Consider the following 20920-nt stretch of genomic DNA (forward strand, 5'->3'; position numbering starts at 1 on the left):
TTACATTTTGAAGTATTTTATTTTACATGTAACGTCAGTGTTTTGGACACGACTTTCCGGCAGCCGTTTTCCTTTTGTTTTTGTTCCATAAAAAAAGCGCACCGGAGTGCGCTTCTTCAAAGTAACAACCTGACTGCGAGAATATTATTTTGCCGCGGCCGGGGCCTTGTCACTCAATCCTTTTTCCAGCTTACCGAGGTCGACCGCGATATTGTCGGCTTCATCAAGATAAGGGTCCGGTGCCACATAATCTTTTGGCAGATCGTCTAAAGATTTCAGCGGTTTCTTACCTTCACGTTTGAAGCGTTCATTCAGACGGTTCAGACGCAGTGCATCATCCTCTTTATCTTCTTTATCACGCTGGGCGTAATTCAGGGAGGCGACATCACGTTTGTCTTTCAGCGCTTTATAGCGCGCGATATCTTGCTGGATGTACTGGAACTCAGGATCTTTCGCAATACGCGCATCGTGATTTTTCAGCAAATCAGGCAAGAACGGCTTCATGTCGCCAAGCGTGCTGTAAGTCGCTGCGTTGATGCTATCCCACGGAAGTGCGTTATCTTCGAACTTCTCGCCCGTTTCAATCGATTCAATACCGGTTGGCATCAGAATATCCGGGGTAACCCCTTTACGCTGAGTACTGCCACCGTTGATGCGATAGAACTTCTGGATAGTGTATTGCACGGAACCCAGCGCCGGCCACTCAGGGCGCAGCATCTGATCGTAAATACGGTTCAGCGAACGGTACTGCTGAACGGTACCTTTACCGAAAGTAGGCTCACCCACAATCAGCGCACGGCCATAATCCTGCATCGCTGCGGCGAAGATCTCAGATGCAGAAGCACTGAAACGATCGACCAGTACTACCAGCGGCCCTTTGTAGTAGACGACACCATCGGTATCGCTGTCCTGACGGATGCGGCCGTTGTTATCGCGAACCTGCACAACAGGGCCACTTGGGATAAACAGGCCAGACAGAGAAACCGCTTCAGTCAGTGCGCCACCGCCGTTAGTACGGAGATCGATAACCAGGCTGTTAACGTTCTGCTTCGCCATCTTCTGCAACTGGACTTTCACATCATCAGTCAGACCGACGTAGAAGCCAGGAATGTCCATCACGGCAACTTTTTCAGAGCCAACATTTTTGATGGTCATTTTGACTGCACGGTCTTCCAGACGGATTTTTTCGCGAGTCAGCGTGATAACGTGGTTTTTGGCATTTTTGCCCGCTGGCAGGATCTGCAGGCGAACTTTGCTGCCTTTTGGCCCTTTAATCAGCGCGACGACGTCATCAAGACGCCAGCCGATCACATCCACCATAGGTGAAGGTTTGCCAGCCTGAACCTGACCTACGCCGACAATACGATCGCCCACTGCAATGGCTTTGCTTTTGGCCGCCGGGCCGCCTGCAACCATCGAGTTTATAACTGTATAATCGTCGTCACCTTGCAGAACGGCACCAATACCTTCCAGAGACAAGCTCATTTCGGTATTAAACTGCTCGGTACTGCGCGGGGAAAGGTAGTTCGTGTGCGGGTCGATTTCATGCGCAAAGGCATTCATCACCAGCTGGAATACGTCTTCGCTGTTGCTTTGTGTCAGACGCTTCATCGCGAAATGATAGCGTTTGGACAGCACATCGCGAATCTCCTGATCGTTTTTGCCGGTCAGCTTGAGGTTCAGCTCGTCATATTTGACTTTCGCATCCCACAATTTGTCCAGCTCCGCGCGGTCTTTCGGCCACGGGGACTTGCTGCGATCAAGTTCAATCGTGTCATTGCCAGTGAAATCCATCGGGCGGGCAAGCACTTTCAACGCATAATCATAGCGTTCAAAGCGACGTTTTTGCGCCAGATTGAATAAAGCGTATGGCGTGGTTAACTGACCGGTTTTCAGTTCCTCACCTAAAGTAGCGCGCTTATTGGTAAATTGCGCCACGTCAGAAGCCATCAATACGTTATGGCCATAATCGAGCATGTTGAGGTAACGGTCGAAGATCTTCGCTGAGAAATCTGCATTAAGGTCAAATTGACGATAATGCGAACGGGTAAAGCGTGCCGTAACACGCTCGCTCACCGTGGCGTCCTGAGGATCCTGTGTCAGGTCAGGGAGTTGCGCGAGAGTGACCGGTGCACTCTCATTCGCTGCAAAGCTGGTATTCACCAGCCCCGCTCCTGCCATTAACAGACCCGCGATAACGCTTAATCTGACAAATTTGTTCATGCCTGAGTTGGCCTCCGTATCAGAACTGCAAGTGTTCTGCGCGCACGATCATCGCCAGACCCGAAGAGAGTTGAACGCGAACACCGTCTTTAGCAATTTCCAAAACGGTAGCATCCATTGCACTCTGTCCTGCTCTGACTTTGATTTCCTGGCCAATTTGCAGTTTTGAAATGTCTGTTACTGGCACATGACGCGGTTCACGTTTTTCCTCACGCGGTGGACGAGGTGTACGTGGTTTGCGATTTTCCTGACCAGCCACAGCAGCGGGCGCATTTTCACGACGCGGCGCAGGTTTTTTAGCGGCCGGACGTGGACGACGTGGCTCAGTAGTTTCACCGGCTTCACGACGCTTAGCCTGCTGTTCTGCACGTTGTGCCTGAACGCGGGCTTTTGCTTCTTCCAACTGTTTACGGGCATGTTCGACGTGCTGCTCTTCAAGAACGCCACATGAATTACCATCAAGGTCAACGCGTTCCGCGCCAACTTTAACGCCGTACAGATAGCGCCAGCTTGAGGTATACAGACGCAGAGCAGAGCGTAACTGAGTTTTGCTCAGATTCTCTTCACCTTGCACGCGCTCGACCAAATCCGCAAAGATACCGATCTTTAATGGGCGTGCTTCGCCTTCGGCGGTAAAACAGAGCGGGAACCGCTCAGCCAAAAAGGCGATGACTTCTTTACTACTGTTCAACTTAGGTTGATTTTCCATGAAATTTCCTGATTACAACGGGTTTGCCAACCGGCGCAGGCATGAACAGGCGCCATTATAATGACGCTATTATTAAATGCCACGTTATCCGACGATCAACTTACGATCAGATTGACATATTTTTCAGCATCGCAGTTTTCAAGATGCTGGCAAAGCCCGCTGACTAACGCTGTCAGCCCCTGTTCATCGGCTTCATCGAAGCGCTGATAAACGGTGCTATCAATGTCTAATACGCCGATAACTGTTCCTTTCACCGTAATGGGCAGAACAATTTCAGCATTACTCGCTGCGTCACACGCAATGTGGCCCGCAAAGGCATGGACATCGCCCACACGCTGAACGGTATTTTCCGCCACTGCGGTACCGCATACGCCTTTTCCTACCGGAATACGCACGCAGGCAATTTTACCCTGGAATGGACCAAGCACCAGTGAAGCGCCATCCATCAGATAAAAACCCACCCAGTTGACGCCTTCAAGACGTTCAAACAGTAAAGCACTGGTGTTCGACAGAGTGGCAATAAAATTGTTTTCTCCGGCGATCAACGCGTTCAAATCACGTTTTAATTCCGTGTAGAATGCTTCTTTATTCATGTAGTAACCAATAATAACCTAAGGGCACTGAGCCGTTCTGGTGGGCTTAACCCCTCTAAAATAAGCATTAAATGCCCATTTGAACAAGGTTAATCCTGTGTGACATCAAAAAGACTCGCCTACAATAACTGTTTGCCGACCGCATAATACGTTATTTTGTCAAAAAAACCTGGCTGATCTTGGCTTGATGGCCTCGCCTGACCCCCTTGAGGGGATGCGTAATTGTAACAACAGGTATTCTTACTACTCCAGGTACTATGAAAATAAACACAATATCAGCGCAGATCCCGCAAGTTCGCTACCAACGATGTAGCGAATGCGACCATCTGTTTTCGCTGCCGGCACTTAAACGGACACAGACGGCCCACTGCCCGCGCTGCAATGCGAAAGTCGAAAAGGGTCGGGTTTGTTCCCTGCCCCGCCTCATCACCATTGCTATCAGCATTTTACTGCTCATGCCGTTCGCTTATACCGAACCCCTGATCAGCATTCGGCTGCTGGGCACACGCATTGATGCGAGCCTGCTCGAAGGTATCTGGCAGATGTCGCGTCAGGGCGATCCCGTCACCGCAAGTATGGTCGCTTTTTGTACCATTGGCGCGCCGCTGACGCTTGCGCTCTCCATCCTGTATCTGCACTTTGGCAGCAAACTGGGCATGAATCTTAAACCCGTTCTGCTGATGCTCGACCGTTTGAAAGACTGGGTGATGCTCGATATTTATCTGGTGGGCATGGCCGTCGCCAGTATCAAAGTGAAAGAATATGCTGATATCGACGTCGGCCTGGCATTGGCAGCGTATCTGATGATGACAGTGATGGTCACATTGACCATGATTAATCTGAACATCGAGCAACTGTGGGAAGAGTTTTATCCGCAGCGCCAGCCGAAAGGCGTGGCCTCTTCACTGCGGCTGTGTTTATCCTGTAAATTCACCGGTCAGCCCGATGATCGCGGTCGCTGTCCGCGTTGCCACACGCCGATGCGGGTACGTTACAAACACAGTCTGCAAAAAACCTGGGCCGCCCTGATTGCGGCGATGGTTTTTTTGATCCCGGCGAACATGCTGCCGATTTCCATTATTTATGCCAACGGACAACAGTTGAAGGACACCATTTTTTCTGGCGTAGTATCGCTCGCCACGTCAGGAAATATACCGATCGCTGCGATTGTCTTTATCGCCAGCGTTCTGGTGCCCTTCACAAAAGTTATCGTGATGCTGACATTACTGCTCAGCATCCATTTCAAAGCGATTCAGGGACTGAAAACGCGCGTACGTTTATTACGGCTGGTAACCTGGATTGGACGCTGGTCTATGCTCGATTTGTTTGTAATTTCATTAATGATGTCGCTGGTAAATCGTGACCAGCTTTTGTCATTCACAATGGGACCGGCGGCCTTTTACTTTGGCTCCGCCGTGATCCTGACCATTCTTGCCGTTGAATGGCTTGATAGCCGCTTGATTTGGGATGCACATGCAACAGGAAACGCCGAATACACCGACTGAAGCACGGATAAAACACAGACGCCGGATTTCACCTTTCTGGCTGCTGCCGTTTATTGCTTTACTGATCGCCGGCTGGCTGATTTACAGCAACTATCAGGAGCGCGGCGCGACGGTGACGATCGATTTCCAGTCTGCAGCTGGGATCGTTGCAGGCCGGACGCCTGTCCGCTATCAGGGAGTCGAAGTCGGGACGGTGGAATCCATCAGCCTGACCAAAGACCTGCGCACCATTCAGGTGAAAGTCAGTATCAAAAGCGATTTGTCTGACGCCCTGCGCGAAGGCACGCAATTCTGGCTGGTCACGCCGAAAGCATCACTTGCCGGAGTTTCCGGGCTTGATGCGCTGGTCGGCGGTAACTACATCGGGATGATGCCAGGGCCCGGCAAAGAAAAAGATCACTTTGTTGCACTTGATACACAGCCTAAATTCCGGCTCAACACCGGCGAACTGATGATTCATCTTCACGCCAAAGATCTGGGCTCCCTGAGCACCGGTTCACTGGTGTATTACCGAAAAATCCCGGTGGGTAAAGTCTACGATTACGATATTGAAAGCGGCAATAATGGCGTTACCATTGACCTGCTGATCGACAAACGTTTTGCGAATCTGGTCAAGGACAATACCCGCTTCTGGAACGTCTCGGGTTTCAAAGGGGATTTCAGCCTGAGCGGCGCAAAAGTGCAGATGGAAAGTCTGGCAGCGCTGGTCAATGGCGCTATTTCAATGGATTCGCCTAATGATGGTAAACCGGCGAAAGCCGATCAGTCCTACGTGCTGTACCCTGATCTGGCGCAGAGCCAGCGCGGTGTGGAAATCGATCTGGACTTACCGAATGGCGACGGCCTCTCCGAAGGCCAGACGCCGCTGATGTATCAGGGATTGCAGGTCGGTACGCTGACTAAAATTACCCTGCAGGCAGACGGCAAAGTCACCGGTAAACTGACCGTCGACCCTTCTGTACTGGATATGATCCGAACCGGCACACGCATTGAAATGAACAGCCCCAAAATCAGCCTCAGCAATGCCAACCTCAGCCAATTGCTGACCGGCAATACGCTGGAACTGATCCCGGGCGAAGGCGAACCGCAGAAACATTTCGTGGTGCTCGACAGCAACAGCAAGCTGCTTCAGGATCCCGGCACCATCAAGCTCCAGCTGATTGCACCGCAAAGCTACGGCATTGATGCCGGTCAGCCGATCAAACTGTATGGCATCACCGTCGGGCAGGTAATGGATCGTAAACTGACTGACGAAGGTATCGTCTTCAATGCCGCAATCATGCCGGAATACAAAGATCTGCTGCATAAAGACAGTAAGTTTGTAGTCAACAGCCGGGTGGACGTGAAACTGGGTATTGACGGGATGGAGGTGCTCGGTGCCAGCGCTCAGGAATGGGTCGACGGCGGCGTGCGCATTATTCCCGGTACCAAAGGCGCACCGGGACAAAAATATCCTCTTTACAGCAATGCCGAAAAAGCGGCTGAAGGTATTCAGGGCGAACAACCCGGCGCAACATTGACGCTGACGGCGAAAAGCTTGCCAGACGTGCAAACCGGCTCCGTGGTGCTTTACCGCAAGTTCCAGGTTGGCGAAATTGTTAACGTCCGTCCGAAGGCAAATCTGTTCGAAGTGGATGTCTATATTCAGCCTCAGTACCGCAACCTGCTAAGCGATAAGAGTATCTTCTGGGCAGAAGGCGGTGCCAAAGTTCAGCTGAACGGCAGCGGTCTGACGGTTCAGGCCTCGCCGCTGGACCGCGCGTTAAAAGGCGCCATCAGCTTCGATAATCTTGAAGGCGTAACACTTACTAAAGGCGTTAAACGTATTCTGTATGATTCAGAAACGTCTGCACGCGCTGTCGGCAGCCAGATCATTCTCAATACCTACGATGCCAGTAAGCTCTCGCCGGGAATGCCGTTGCGCTATCTCGGCATTACTATCGGGCAGGTGGAGTCTTTGAAGCTGGATCCTCAGCTTAATCAGGTCGCAGCTAAAGCCGTACTCTATCCTGAATATGTAGATAATTTTGCCCGCCGCGGCTCGCGCTTCTCGATTGTTTCACCGGAGATTTCCGCCGGTGGCGTCAGTAATCTGGATACGCTGCTTCAGCCCTACATCAACGTTGAAGCCGGAAAAGGGGCGCCAACGCGTAACTTTGATCTGCAGGAATCGACCATTACCGATTCACGTTACACTGACGGTTTAGGCATTGTAGTTGATGCCGCCGAAGTGGGTTCGCTGCAAATTGGTACGCCAGTGCTGTTCCGCGGTATCGAAGTGGGTACGGTTTCAGGGTTCTATCTCGGCGCAATGGCCGATCGCGTCAACGTCACGTTGAGGATCAGTAAAAAGTATCAGTATCTGGTGCGCGCAAATACCGTCTTCTGGCTGGCTTCAGGGTATGACCTGCAATTCGGGCTGACCGGCGGGATGTTCAAAAGCGGAACGTTCCAGCAATTTATTCGTGGCGGTATCGCCTTCGCGACACCACCGACCACGCCGCTGGCACCGAAAGCGGCCAACGGGAATCACTTCCTGCTTAACCCGGAAGCGCCAAAAGACTGGCAAAACTGGGGCACTGCGATCCCAAGAAACTGATCGCAACACCGCACACAGGCCACCCACGGGTGGCCTGTTCATTTTGGGATGTGGCCGCTGCCGTGGTTCTTGCGTAAATATGTTAGACTCCGGCGCTGGAAAACTTATTCAGTTCTGGAACCGCACCTTTGTCAAAACTCACCACAGCCAGCGCCTTTGCGGAGAAGTTACCCGCCGCCTTTCTCGACGCGACCCGTGCCGTCATGCCTGTAAATCTCAGCATGGAAGATTTTATTGCTGCATGTCAGCGCCCTCTTCGCCCGAGCCTGCGAGTCAATACGCTAAAAATCAGCGTGCCCGCATTTCTCGAATTGGCCGCACGCTATCAGTGGGAATTAGAACCGATACCCTGGTGTGCGGAAGGTTTCTGGATTAACCGCCATGTACTGGATGAGTCACGGTTAGGTAACGCGCTCGCTCATCTGGCTGGGCTGTTTTACATTCAGGAAGCCAGTTCCATGCTGCCGGTGACCGCGCTGTTTGCCAGCGAAACGCAACCGGTTCTAGTCATGGATGTCGCCGCTGCGCCGGGTTCCAAAACCACACAAATCGCTGCGCTGATGAACAATCAGGGCGGCATCGTTGCCAACGAATACTCCGCCAGCCGGGTCAAAGTTTTGCATGCCAACGTCAGCCGCTGCGGCGTCAGCAATACGGCACTCACTCATTTTGATGGTCGGGTATTTGGTGCCGCCCTGCCGGAAACCTTTGATGCTGTCCTGCTCGATGCGCCGTGTTCTGGTGAAGGGGTTATCCGTAAAGACGCCGATGCGATGAGCAACTGGTCGCAAGAAAGCGTTGCGGACATTGCTTCCACCCAACGTGAACTGATCGACAGTGCCTTCCATGCGCTGAAACCGGGCGGCGTGCTGGTGTATTCGACCTGTACACTCAATGCGCAGGAAAACCAGCAGGTTTGCCAATGGTTGCTCGAGACCTATGCTGACGCCGTTGAAGTGGAAACGCTGGAAACCTTATTTGACGGCGCATCGAAAGCCGTCACGCCGGAAGGTTATCTGCATGTTTTCCCGCAGGTCTACGACAGCGAGGGATTCTTTGTCGCGCGTTTTCGTAAAACAGATTCAGTCACGCGTTTGCCTGCACCTGGTTATAAAGTCGGTCGCTTCCCGTTCTCTCCGATGTCTCGTCAGGATACTGCTGAAATCGTGAGTACTGCTGCACTCTCCGGCCTGCGCTGGCCTGAAAAGCAGTTCACCCTGTGGCAGCGCGATAAAGAAATCTGGCTCTTCCCGGCCGTGCTTGAACCGTTGTTTGGCAAAGTGCGCTTCTCCCGCATCGGTCTGCGTCTGGCAGAACGATTTCCGAAAGGATTCCGCTGGCAGCATGAAGCGGTAATCGCGTTCAGTGCCCCTGATGCAGAAAATCGTTTTGAGATAAGTGATGAACTCGCGCAAAGCTGGTTGCGTGGGGTTGATATCTACCCGGACGCCGCACCGCCAAAAGATGAATGTCTGGTGACGTGGCTCGGTCAACCGCTGGGTTTAGCGAAGCGAATTGGCAGCAGGATCAAAAATAGTTTGCCGCGTGAACTGGTGCGAGACGGCGCGACGCGGCACACAGATTTACCAGGCGAATAATTATTTTCATACTGCGTAAAACCCCTGCGCCAGAAGATCTCTCTGCTGGCGCAGAATAATCTCTTTATACTTTTCCAAAAACAGCAAAATACCCCGCCTGCCCACTTTAGTTAATACTCCCGACTGATACCTTAAGGTGAAGTGTTGAGAGCTAAAGTCAGGAATAAAATGCCTTCAAAAAATTATATGCTGCTTATCTTCGATATCGACCTATTTTATCCAGAAAGGTTTATTGAATTATAAGTAGGAATAATCCTAACCTGACATGTATTATTGCCCTCAAGATGACATTGCTAGTGATATATCATTTTTATAAATGAATCATAGTGCCTGATGTTGAGTAAAGACCTGCCAGTCGGAGAAGTATCATGTCGGATGAAATGAAACTCGAATCAGCAGATGGCCTGCTATTACAGGAAATGGCCAGTCTGCGGGATATCATCGATAACAATTCTGACTGGATTTGGGAAGTCGATGCACAAGGACGTTACGTATTTTCCTCGAATAAATGCATCGAGTTTCTGGGAGTCCCGCCTGAAGAAGTCATTGGTAAAACCCCGTTTGATTTTATGCCGCCGGACGAAGCTAAGCGCGTTGGCGAGCAGTTTGCAGCGATTGTAGAACGTCGTGCGCCCTTTGGCGGATTACTCAACCGTAACATTCGCCCGGATGGAACGGAGGTTATTCTCGAAACCAGCGGCGTTCCATTATTTGACCCCGACGGTAATTTTCGCGGTTATCGCGGCATCGACCGTAATCTGACCAATCTGGATCAGGCTCCCGGACAACGTCTCTTCCAGCTGGAATCCATCTATTCAAACGCACCGGTTGGCCTGTGTTTCATCGATCTGCACATGCGCTATGTGACGGTAAATGACGCTATGGCGAACATTATTGGTCTGCAACCCTTTGAAGCGATTGGTCGTAAAGTCGGTGTTTTCCTGCCCGGCCTCTCGCCGCTGCTCAATAATGCGCTGGAACTGGCGCAGCGTAACGAACACACACCTGACCGCGAATTCCCGGTACCTGGTAAAAATCAGGTGTTCTTTGTACGCATCAAAGCGGCTTACGACGCGCAAACTCAGCTGAGCGGTCTATCTGTAGCCATGACGGATATCACCAGCCTGAAGCGAATGGAGAAGGCGCTGCGGGAAAGCCAGGAGCATTACCGCAATATGGTCGAGCTGAACCCGCAAATTCCGTGGACAGCGGATTCACGCGGTATGCTCAGCGACGTCAGTTCGCGTTTTCAGCGCATCACGGGTATGACCCGACAAGATATTCTGGCCGATAAGTGGATCCAGAGTATGCACGTGGAAGACCGCCGTGCCGCCGTGCAGACGTGGGAGCAATGTCTGAAAACCGGTGCACCGCTGGATATCGAAGTGCGTTTTTGCCACGTTGACCGTGGCTGGAACTGGATGCGCATTCGCGCTGCGGCGAGCTATGCGCCGGATGGTTCAATCCAACGTTGGTATGGCACGGCAGAAGATGTTCATGAGCGAAAATTGCTTGAACTGAAACTGGTAAAAGCCAATCGTCGTCTCGAAATTCAGGCACGCACGGACTCGTTGACCAAGTTACCTAACCGTCGTGAATTCAAAAAAGTGCTGAGCCACGAATACATGCGTGCGAAGCGTAACCGCACGCCGCTGACCGTGGTGATGATCGATATCGATTATTTCAAACATTTCAATGATCACTACGGCCATTTATCGGGCGATGCCTGTCTGCGTCTGGTCGCCCGTACTCTGCGCAGATCGCTCAAACGCAGCACGGACGTGGTCACACGATTTGGCGGTGAAGAGTTCGCCGCTATTCTGCCGGATACCGATTTGAAAGGTGCCTGGATTGTCGCCCAGCACATCATGGAATCCATTGAAACGCTGGGTATCAAGCACAGTTTCAGCGAATTTAACCGGGTAACCATCAGCCAGGGCATCGCCACCTATATGCCCGATCAGGATCCTGGCCTCGACGATCAGTCAGATATCGTCAGTGCAGCCGATGAGGCGCTGTATTTGTCCAAAAACAACGGTAGAAATCAGATTAATGCCATGCCGGTTTCAGTCAGATTCAATCCGCTTTAAAGCTCACCGCAAAGCCGGAACGTCTGCGCGACGCCCCGGCTGTTCCTCAGATTGATCCCACTTTCCTCACGCTCATAAAAATCTTATGGCACTTTTTGTGCTGTCGACTATTCTCAAATAAGGCCAGCAAACTGGTCGTACCTGATGTTTTCCAATTTTCTGGTTTATCTGGCAAGGAGTAACCGATGGCAAAATCGAATATTAGAATTGGCAGTTACGAAATTGATGACGCGCAGTTATCCACACCCGAGGCGAAAGGCGGTGATATGGTGCACATTCCGTGCAAATCAGATCCTGATTTATGTATGCAGCTCGATGCATGGGATGACAACACCAGCGTGCCGGCAATTCTGGATGGCCGCCATTCGGTGTTGTACAAGGAGAAGTATGACAAACAGAATGATGAGTGGATCATGAGACTGGAGTGACACAGCATGGCGAACGGGACGTTGTTCGCCATGCCGCTTTGCGGTCATTCCCCGGCGGCGACCAGTGAAATACCCCGACCGGCAAAAAAACGCGAAAATTCTTTCACTGATAATGTCACGTCCCTCTGCGATGCAACGTCATGGCCGGAAGGATTATGAAAGGTTACGGACAGCGCATCAGCGCGGGTGACCAGCACCAGATGTCCGCCCTTGTGCGGTGGTGAAGAATTTGGCATGCGGATGGACGGATGTACCGACGCAATGAAAAAGCGATGCTCCTCCAACTCTGCCCCAATCTGTTCAGCACCCATATCCACTCTGACTTGCGCACTCAGCCCTAGCTCCTCCTGAACATACTCGACAAAAGGCGCATAAATCAGGCCTTTGATATTTTCACCCTCGCGAACATACGCGCCATACGGCAGGCTTCTCTGCGTGAGATTTAATATCGGCACGACTTTACCTGAGGTTGCTGCCAGTACCATCTTCAGGCAGCACATTCCGCAGACATGATTCGCCCACTCAATGAACTCTTCCTGGGTGGAAGCACCTGACTCTGGCCAAAGCGCAATATCCCTGAGGGTAATGTCTCCGGAAATGATCGCGGCCGCGGAGGCGGGATCCTCCCACTGACTAAAATAAGGGACGCCGGAATGGGCGGAGAACCCGGTTAGATGAGCAGAATGGGCAGACATAACGGTTTCCTGAACGGGAGGTGGCGACATCAGGTGTTTATACGAATACGTAAATACAAAATATCAGCGAACAGCAAGGCGGAAAAATTATCCCAATGACAAAGGTTCAGACCCGGGATTGAGCACGGGCCTGAACTGAAACTTTTAGAATTTATCCACTAGCTTAAACTTCATCAATAACAGTGGCATAGTTGGTTCAAACATTTCGTACTCTTCGAAGAAACGCTGATGTTCTTTGCGCCAGTAAGCCAGAGTCCGGTCACCCTCGCCTTCTTCGAATGCGTGTTGCTCAGTCACCTGATCAAAAGGTACCTGCTTCACTTCCGTCAGCTGCACGGCGCACACCGGGTTGTTGCGGCCATCAACAACGACAAAGATCTCGCCGGCCTCGGGTTCAGGATCGTCGTCGAGGTTAGAACAGGTTGCTGTCTTAGTACCGTCGATAACACGCTTGGCAAGTTCATCCGCTGATGACTCAGTATCACCAAAAGACCAACGTTCTGCGTCCCTGTATTTTAGTGGGATCTGCGGGATCATAATTTATCCTTTCAATTGAGATAGTTCACAGCCATTACCTGTAAACATTAGCACAAAAAAACCCGCCGAAGCGGGTTTCAGACAGAGAAGACACGCACTATTTTGTGCAGTTTTCTGGCATAGAAGGCGGCCACTGTCGTGAACTCCCTGCACCGTACAACACGGAAATACCGCATTCTTTATCGACGCGTGCCAACGGTTTCCCGGTTTTATCGATCATCATAGACATTGCCTGCGTAGAGACTACGGCAACGCCGCTGTCAAAGGGCGACACCGCACTGAAGACCGGTGGAATGATGAAGTTACCCTGCGCATCGACAAAACCATAGTTCTGGTCAGTGCGGGCAAACGCCAAACCGTCGACCGGCAAGCCGAGATCGGTATAGACCACACCTTCAACCGGTTTACCCTGCGCATCAATCCAGGTTTTCCGGCCGTCTTCATGGCTCAGTACCGCGTGGCCATCCGTCATGCGGCTGGCATGCCCCTGAACGGTCAGAACCAATTTCCCAGTGTTATCCACGTAGCGCGTCGAAGGCACACCCTCGAGTGCGTCATACGATACAGACCATGCGCTGGCAACAGGAAGGGCCCACTGCCCCTCAGGCATTGCAGCAACACGTACACCTTTATCATCAATTAACTCTGCACCCGCCGTGGTTGAACGCAACGCACGGCCCTGTTCGAAGGCCGAACCCTCAGTCTCTGCGACGGGCTGAATCTGCCATTCGCCCTGCGCGTTGAGATAACCTTCCTGCGGTTGGCGTGAAAGTTTCACCCAGTCGCCAAGTGCACTGATGTGGGTCTGCTGTTCGTGCAGCTGAATGTTACCTGCGGCATCCAGCAGCCAGGACTGGCCTGCGGCCGACGTTGCTAAAATCCGGCCATCAGTGAACTGTGTGACAGATAACCCCGCCGTCGGTGAAATGCGTGTTTTGGCATCATTACCGATAATTTCAGCGAGGACGCCGGATTGAGGTTGTTCGGCTACGGCTGGCTGAGTCAGCAACCACAGCGCGGCGTTAATACGCTGCACTTTGGCAAATTTCGCTTCGACCAGCATTTTACCCTGATCATCTACAATGCCCCACAAGCCATTGGGCATCTGAACTTCAGCCTGATTATTAGCGTAATCTCCGACGGTTTTATACGCAGGCTGGGAAACTGACTTCTGAGCGTTAGCATCAAAAATCCCCCACAGCGCGCCCTCTGCAGCCGTTTCATGGTAGCGGAACCAGCCGTTACCCGCAGATTGAATTTCAAACACGTTTGGCAGATCATAATGTTTGCCAGCGTGACCCATCGCAGTCAGCTTGCCATCGAGATAATCCAGCGCATAACCTTGAACGAAAGGAGAAATATTATCTTCGGTGAGCGGGATCAGCGTCTTACCCTGCGCATCGACAACGCCCGTTCCATCAGCAGTGACCACAATGAACTGTCCGACATTTTGACTGCTGTCAGCGGATTGAATATCCAGCCATTTTGCTTCCAGCTGAAGCGAACCATCAGGGCGCAGGAAACCGGCTCCGGTCTTACCTTTATCGGAATTCGGGCGGATTAACGCCAAAGGTAATTGCGCAGAGACGGGCTCAGCACCTGCGTTCAGAGGTTCAATATGGCTGTCGCCCAGGGTAGTGATGCTTTTCTGGCTCAGTAACGCTTTACCCGCGGCATCAACCACATTCAATACTTCGCCCTGATCATTGCGCAGCCACAAATGATGATTAATCACATCCGCACTGGCAATTTGCGCCAGCCATCCGACATTTTGTGTGCCGCCAATCATCCCGCCAGACGGCGCCACAATCGCGTTTACTTTTTTCTGGTCGCCCTTAGTCGTGACCAAAAAATCACCGGTATTCTGCCCCAGAGGTTCGCTGCCCGCAGGCAATGTCAGTGGCTGTTTTCGGCCCGGTACATAAAGCGTAATGGCGTCTTTAACCGATGGATTCAGCACATAATCGCCGGCCACGCGCAATGCGGAAACCTCGACGTCGCTGAACGTCGCGATTACAGCCGCAGAGTTATCAAGCAATTTGATGCCGTCGGTGGTTTTCGCCAGCCAAAATGCGCCGGTCTCTTCGCTGACCGTCAGATACTTTTGCTTATCCTGGGCGCCATCGGCACCGATCAGCGTAATGCCGTCGGCATTTTTCGCCAATGCCATGGCTGGATTGCGGGGATCAAGTGTAATAGCGGAATATTGCGGCGGAATGCGCCAGGTGAGATTTTCGTCAGCAATGCCGTAGCCTTTGGTCGCATCAAATGCGATAAACAACCCTTCGGACCCAAAAGGCTCAATGACTTCCATTTTGTCGGTCGCCACGTGGCGGACACCATCCGGCGAGAGTAATACGCTTTTGAATGTAAGCCGCAGACGTGCAGGTATCCCATCGGTGAGCAGCGCTTCATCAACCAGCTCCTCAAAAGGTTTACCCGCTTGTTCGCCCTTGATGTTGACGAGTTGCGGCTTTCCGGCCAGCACAACAGCCGCCAGACCTGACTGCGTAAAAGGCTGAACGCTGTCAAAGGTCGGTTTTATCAGCCAGTTACCCGTCGTATCAATAAAGCCCCATTTACCTTGCTGCTTAGCGGCAGCGGCACCGTTGTGATAATCCCCGACGTCATCGAAGACCGGTTTGATCACCAGTTGCCCCTGATTATCTAAAAATCCCCAGCGGTCATCGTTTCCAGCCTCAGAAGGCAGGAGCACGGCAGCGCGCCCTTCATGCACATCACGCAGGCACAGGTTTTGAACCAAAGGCAGCGCATTTCGCGCCTGAGTCTCCGTCTGCGATGATGGCAGCATTGTGGAACAACTGGTCGCGTCAGCCGCCAGCACAGGTGTTGTTAGCGTCAATAAGGCCAGCGCGCTGGTGGTATTCAACGCACCAAATAGTGCGCGTTGCAGCCTTGAAGGTTTACTAACAATCATTAATTGCCTCCGTTACTGCAAGCAGGCGCTTTTGCGGGCCACAGATAAGCACCTTTGGCATCAACAATGACCCGCTGATTACAGCGAACCTGAATTTTTGCCTGCACGGCACCTTCAGCGTTGAGCAGACTGACAACACCCTTTCCACCAGCCCATGCGTGTTTCTCGCTAAAGTCACCTGCCCAGTCAAACTTAGGCAGCACAGCGAAACGGCCTGTCGGATTGATGTAACCGAATAAGTTGCCATAGGTCGATTTCTTCATGGCGGCGGCGAAATTATTATTCATAGCACCGACCTGATCGAAATAGGCGCCAATCAGTTTTTTGCCTTGCTGATCAACAAAGCCAAACAGACCTTTATCGTTTCGCATTGGGACCACACCCGAACTGGCTTTGTCGGCCAGCAAGCTGCCCAGCCCGGCAAAGCGCTGGACTTCGTTACCGTCGTTATCGTAGAGCACTGTTTCACCGGTAGCATCGTCATTCATGGTCAGACGCGTAAGGGAATTTAGCGGCTGCGCCTGTTCAAAACCATCCAGCGGTTCACCGCCGTGATCGTTAATTAGCTTTGTTTGACCGTCGCTGGTTGCCCGGCTCCAGTTAAGCGGCGCAATAAAATTAAACGCTGCGGTGTACAACGGCTCAATCTGCCAGTCGCCCTGACTGTTGATCGCGCCAAAGTGCGGGGAGAAATCGAGCATCACCCAGTCCCCTGCAACTGAGCTTGAGGATGACGCAATGCCTTTACTCATTGGCGCACGCCCCGCATCATCGAGCAACGCGACCCCACCTTTAGCAGGCTTAACCAGCCAGTGGTTCTCTCCCACCCTTAACGGACTGGCGAGTAAGTCAGTGGCCAGAGCCTGACCACTCACAGCGCTGTAAAGCCCGTAATGGCTGGCAACCGCGCCCCGCTCTCCGGGCTGATCGTTATCAGCGAGGGTAAACATACCGTCGCCAACGTACTGAGGTTTGCCACTGCGGTCAGCAGAGGGTGTAATGGCCCAGGAACCGTCACGGTTAATCACGCCCCATCCTGCATCAGCTTTCGCTAACGCATAACCGTCGGTGAAGGATTCGATTTGTACAAACTGAGGCGCTGCTTTAATTCCTTTACTGGCGATATCCCATAAGCCCCAGCGCCGCGCGTCATTATCGCCTTCCGTGTAATACAGTAAACCGGCAGACAGACGCTGAGCGTTTTGCTCAATATTTGCAGGCACTTCCACTGCATTGCCGTTGCGATCGATTAAACGGCGCGTCTCGGTATTGTTACTGCTATCAACGGCCCAGGTGTAATCGCCGCTGAACGGAGTAATGTCTGAATAGGTAGGCTGGATAACCCATTTACCTGCCGAATCCACCGCGCCCACTTTTTTGTTTTGAGTACGAATAATGAGCGGAGCCTGAGCGCTCTCACTTTCAACAGATGCACTTTCAATCAAGGCCCACTGAGGGTCTGAGAGCACAGTTCCCTGCGAGGTGAGAATGGCGGGTGGTTTGTTGGTATCGGAAGGTTTCAGTAATGCCCAAGGCAAATTGCGCGATACATCACTGTTATCGGTGGGTAATGCAGGCGCGTCATCAATCATCGCGCTCGCCGCCAGCGGTTGCAGCTGGTAATCCTTCAAGGCTGCAAGCGTAGGATCATTGAGCAACGCTACGCCGTTGTTGTCATAAACCTGTACCACCTGAAGCGTTTTACCTTCGTTTTGCGTCACCCAAAGGCGGTTACCTTGTTGCAGTAATTGCGGCTTGTTGGCTTTAACGGTCACAACCTGATTATCGGCACCGATAATCACCACACCTTTACTGCCCTGCCCGATAACAGCCTTACGCCAGACCAGAATGTTCTCAGACTGATCGGCAGGAATATCTTGCACTTTTTCGAGCTTGCTGTTCAGCAACTGTTTAGAGTTGTCGTTCGTTGTCACCAGCCAACTTCCCGAGGCCAGCGTACGGACAGATTTGTACTGCTCTTTACTCAGAGAAACACCCTGATGATCAACAAAAGCCCAGTCATTCTTGTTTTTCACCGCAACAACATCACCGTTAAGCAGTGGTTCGTCGCGGGTCTTGAGAATCATCGGGTCAATGGCCCATTCACCATTTTCGTTGAGATAACCCCAGAATCCGTCGTTGGCAGTATCGCGTTTTTTTGCCGGAATCAGCCCGGACTGCGGTAAATCGAGCGCCATCACATCATCGGGTAATAACACAGAACGATCGGTGGCGGCATTCCACAACGCAGGGGAAACCTGAATCTGCACGCTTGCAAGCGCCTGACCCTGCATAAAACCGTTGGTATCTGGAGAAGCTGCAAATGGCAGAGTTTTGATGACTTGCCCTTTGCGGTTGATCATCGCCAGACGGTTGTCCGTGACCACCAACGCGGTACCCTGTGCATTAAAATCGGTGGCGCGGGTGAAACTCGGCTCAATCGCCCAGTTACCTTTTTTATCGATATAACCGAACTTGTCGCCCTTTTTGACAGCGGCTACGTCATTCACGAATCCGCGCGCTTCACTGAAAGCGGGTTTAATGACCATATGTCCCGTGGTATCGACAAATCCCCACAACGGTTCACGGGTTAACCCTACCTGAACAGGTGAAAGACCCTGCTGGAAGGGTAACTGGCAGTCTTTTGCCGTTTTTGCATTGCCACATGCCCGTAACAGCGCATCATCCGCATGTACCGGCAGGCTAAAAGTCGCATTCAGAATCAACGCTAATGCACTGAAATTTCTGAAGTGTTTGAATGTTTCGGAGCAAATCATCCGATGCCCTTATGACTGAATAAGATTAGAAAGTGTAGCGCACACTCTTTTCATGACCCGCTCAATCAGCGAGTTTGACGGCAAAAAATCCGATAATAATCAATTTCAAGCGTGCACACATGCCAGACCCCATAGGTTGTCAGCTTGCGAAAGAAAAAGCAGCTATTTTATTACTCTGTAACGAATGAATATCCTTAATCACTGGCTTTCACGATATCCCATGAATGTTACCTTCCGGATTAATTTTCTTACCCACCGTTAACAGCCCCTCCACAACACGCTCTGGTGATAAAAATTTAATCATTTTCGTTAACAAGCAAGCGACGACTTATTCACGAATCTTTGAAGGAATCTTATAACTATTGATTAAGGTCATTATTTCGCCACCTTTAGTCTGCTTTTATAAGTTAAAGCACGTTATGTGACTCACATCACTCCCAGCCTCTGCGGCTTCAATCCTGGCAGTGTCCGGTTACAGCGTATTTCAGCTACTTCACTTATCATTGAGGGAAAGTCATGCCAATTGTTCGAGCCAGGTTAAGTCTGTTTGGAGGCGACACTGTCGTCATACGTTGTTCAGAAAAATGTCATATCCATCTGATGTGTGAAAATGATGCTGAGCTAAAGGGGCGTCACACCGGTTTCGGCGACGTCCTCACAGTGAATAATCAAAACACGGCTTATGTCGGCATCCCTTATAAAGGGATCTGGAGTGTCCTCATTGATTCTCAATGTGACTCCCTCGAGCATTCGATTACCTATCTTCCTGCCTGATCTTCTCCTCCCTCTTTAAAAAATGCCTTATCTGGCAGGCCACTTTTCGCCTGCCAGATATTCCCAAAACGCGGTCCAGTCTGTCTACAGCACAAATCATTTTTTGGACGACATCGTGGAAAATACTTTAGCCTGTTACATCAGTTACATAGCGGTATTGAATTGAACATTCCAGAAGTTAAATAAACCTTCTCTTACAGGTTAATTAGTGATTGCCAGCCCTCATTGCACATTGCATTCTGTCTGAACTCACTTGCACAGACAGATACTCATAATGACTGATAAAACACTTTGCACTCTCGATGACGTGGTCGATCTCGCGCCGGGGCTGCGTGAAATTCGCCAGCACCTGCATCAACATCCAGAACTTTCCAATGAAGAATCCGCTACTGCAGCATTAGTCGCGGATAAACTGCGTGCTCTGGGTTATCAGGTCACCACCGGCGTGGGCGGACACGGCGTCGTGGGCACGATGAAATCGGGCCCGGGCAGGCGCAGTATTGGCATTCGCGCAGACATGGACGCTCTGCCTATCACTGAACAAACCGGAGTCAGTTATGCAAGCCAGACGCCAGGCAAAATGCATGCCTGCGGTCATGATGGCCACACCTCTATGCTGCTTGGCGCGGCAGAACAACTGGCACGTAGCAAAAACTTTTCTGGCACTGTTCATCTCATTTTTCAGCCCGCAGAGGAAATCGGTTTCAACAGTGGCGCCGAACGTATGCTGGCTGAGAAATTGTTCGATCGCTTCCCCTGCGACGCCGTATACGGCCTGCACAATCATCCGGGGTATCCGGTTGGGAAAATGATGTTCCGCTCTGGGCCATTTATGGCCGCCTGCGATACGGTAAATATCACTATTTATGGCAAAGGCGGGCACGCCGCTCGTCCGCATATGGCCGTAGATCCTATTCTGGTCGCCGGAAGTTTAGTGGTCGCCTTGCAATCGATCGTTTCACGCAGCATTGACCCGAATGAGACGGCGGTCGTTACCATCGGCTCATTGCATGCAGGACATGCCTCGAACGTTATTCCTGAGACTGCACTACTGGAGATGAGCGTTCGGTCCTTTGATGCGGGGGTGAGAAAAATCCTTGAAGAACGCATTCGCACATTGGTTGAAAATCATGCTGCGGGTTATGGGGCGCGTGCGGAGATCGAATATGTGCCGGGATATCCGGTTCTGGTCAATCACGACAGGGAAACTGCCTTTGCGTGCGAAGTGGCAAAAGAGCTGCTGGGTGAAGAGAACGTTGTGGAGAACTTGCCGCCAATTTCAGGCAGTGAAGACTTCGCCTATTTCCTGCAACAAAAGCCAGGCTGCTTCCTGCGACTGGGGAACGGCGACAGTGCAGCCCTGCACAATCCGGCTTACAACTTTAACGATGAAAGCCTGACATTTGGCGCTGCATACTGGACACGTCTGGTCGAGCGGTATTTAGAGGATTGAC

14 protein-coding genes are annotated in these 20920 nt (G+C 51.6%); 7 read left to right on the plus strand and 7 right to left on the minus strand.

The genetic code is table 11. The features are described 5' to 3' along the window. Positions 1-144 precede the first annotated feature (144 nt). The 3 genes from prc to ACMHLI_RS13195 all read right to left on the minus strand — a co-directional run bounded on the left by prc (position 145) and on the right by ACMHLI_RS13195 (position 3525). Positions 145-2223: a carboxy terminal-processing peptidase gene (gene prc, locus ACMHLI_RS13185; protein ID WP_413529873.1), complete on the minus strand. Its 2079-nt coding sequence runs from the start codon at positions 2221-2223 to the stop codon at positions 145-147. Positions 2224-2242: 19 nt separating this feature from the next. After that, a complete protein-coding gene (gene proQ / locus ACMHLI_RS13190) occupies positions 2243-2932 on the minus strand; it encodes an RNA chaperone ProQ (RefSeq protein ID WP_056773403.1) in 690 nt (229 codons plus the stop codon). A gap of 95 nt (positions 2933-3027) precedes the next feature. After that, positions 3028-3525, minus strand: coding sequence for a GAF domain-containing protein (locus ACMHLI_RS13195; RefSeq protein ID WP_413529874.1), 498 nt, complete (start codon positions 3523-3525; stop codon positions 3028-3030). A gap of 257 nt (positions 3526-3782) precedes the next feature. Here ACMHLI_RS13195 and yebS point away from each other — a divergent pair, with 257 nt between their 5' ends. From yebS to ACMHLI_RS13220, 5 genes are all read left to right on the plus strand, one after another. Beyond that, positions 3783-5030, plus strand: a complete 1248-nt coding sequence (yebS, locus tag ACMHLI_RS13200; protein ID WP_413529875.1) for a membrane integrity lipid transport subunit YebS — start codon at positions 3783-3785, stop codon at positions 5028-5030. Beyond that, positions 4999-7629: an MlaD family protein gene (locus tag ACMHLI_RS13205; protein WP_413529876.1), complete on the plus strand. Its 2631-nt coding sequence runs from the start codon at positions 4999-5001 to the stop codon at positions 7627-7629. The genes yebS and ACMHLI_RS13205 overlap by 32 nt, the downstream gene beginning before the upstream one ends. Positions 7630-7757: 128 nt before the next feature. After that, entirely contained in the window at positions 7758-9227 is a 1470-nt protein-coding gene (rsmF, locus tag ACMHLI_RS13210; RefSeq protein WP_413529877.1) for a 16S rRNA (cytosine(1407)-C(5))-methyltransferase RsmF, read from the plus strand. A 368-nt stretch (positions 9228-9595) separates the two neighbouring features. Further along, complete coding sequence (locus ACMHLI_RS13215) at positions 9596-11317, plus strand: diguanylate cyclase (RefSeq protein ID WP_413529878.1); 1722 nt, start codon at positions 9596-9598, stop codon at positions 11315-11317. Positions 11318-11502: 185 nt separating this feature from the next. Beyond that, on the plus strand, positions 11503-11745 hold the full coding sequence (locus ACMHLI_RS13220; RefSeq protein WP_112168825.1) for a DUF1480 family protein: 243 nt from the start codon (positions 11503-11505) through the stop codon (positions 11743-11745). 44 nt (positions 11746-11789) lie between these two features. Here the strand turns inward: ACMHLI_RS13220 and ACMHLI_RS13225 are convergent, their stop codons facing one another. The 4 genes from ACMHLI_RS13225 to ACMHLI_RS13240 form a co-directional block, all read right to left on the minus strand. Then, positions 11790-12440 (minus strand): hypothetical protein, encoded by a 651-nt coding sequence (locus tag ACMHLI_RS13225; RefSeq protein WP_413529879.1) that lies wholly within the window; start codon positions 12438-12440, stop codon positions 11790-11792. A 144-nt stretch (positions 12441-12584) separates the two neighbouring features. Continuing rightward, positions 12585-12977, minus strand: a complete 393-nt coding sequence (locus ACMHLI_RS13230) for an ASCH domain-containing protein (protein ID WP_413529880.1) — start codon at positions 12975-12977, stop codon at positions 12585-12587. 97 nt (positions 12978-13074) lie between these two features. Beyond that, a complete protein-coding gene (locus tag ACMHLI_RS13235) occupies positions 13075-15915 on the minus strand; it encodes a WG repeat-containing protein (RefSeq protein WP_413529881.1) in 2841 nt (946 codons plus the stop codon). Then, a complete protein-coding gene (locus ACMHLI_RS13240; protein WP_413529882.1) occupies positions 15915-18692 on the minus strand; it encodes a WG repeat-containing protein in 2778 nt (925 codons plus the stop codon). The genes ACMHLI_RS13235 and ACMHLI_RS13240 overlap by 1 nt, the downstream gene beginning before the upstream one ends. A gap of 516 nt (positions 18693-19208) precedes the next feature. Between ACMHLI_RS13240 and ACMHLI_RS13245 the strand changes: the two genes are divergently transcribed. Then, positions 19209-19466, plus strand: a complete 258-nt coding sequence (locus ACMHLI_RS13245) for a hypothetical protein (RefSeq protein WP_413529883.1) — start codon at positions 19209-19211, stop codon at positions 19464-19466. Positions 19467-19740: 274 nt separating this feature from the next. Then, positions 19741-20919 (plus strand): M20 aminoacylase family protein, encoded by a 1179-nt coding sequence (locus ACMHLI_RS13250; protein ID WP_413529884.1) that lies wholly within the window; start codon positions 19741-19743, stop codon positions 20917-20919. Position 20920 lies beyond the last annotated feature (1 nt).

It is taken from the genome of Rahnella inusitata (genome assembly GCF_965118895.1).
Lineage (GTDB): Bacteria > Pseudomonadota > Gammaproteobacteria > Enterobacterales > Enterobacteriaceae > Rahnella > Rahnella inusitata_A.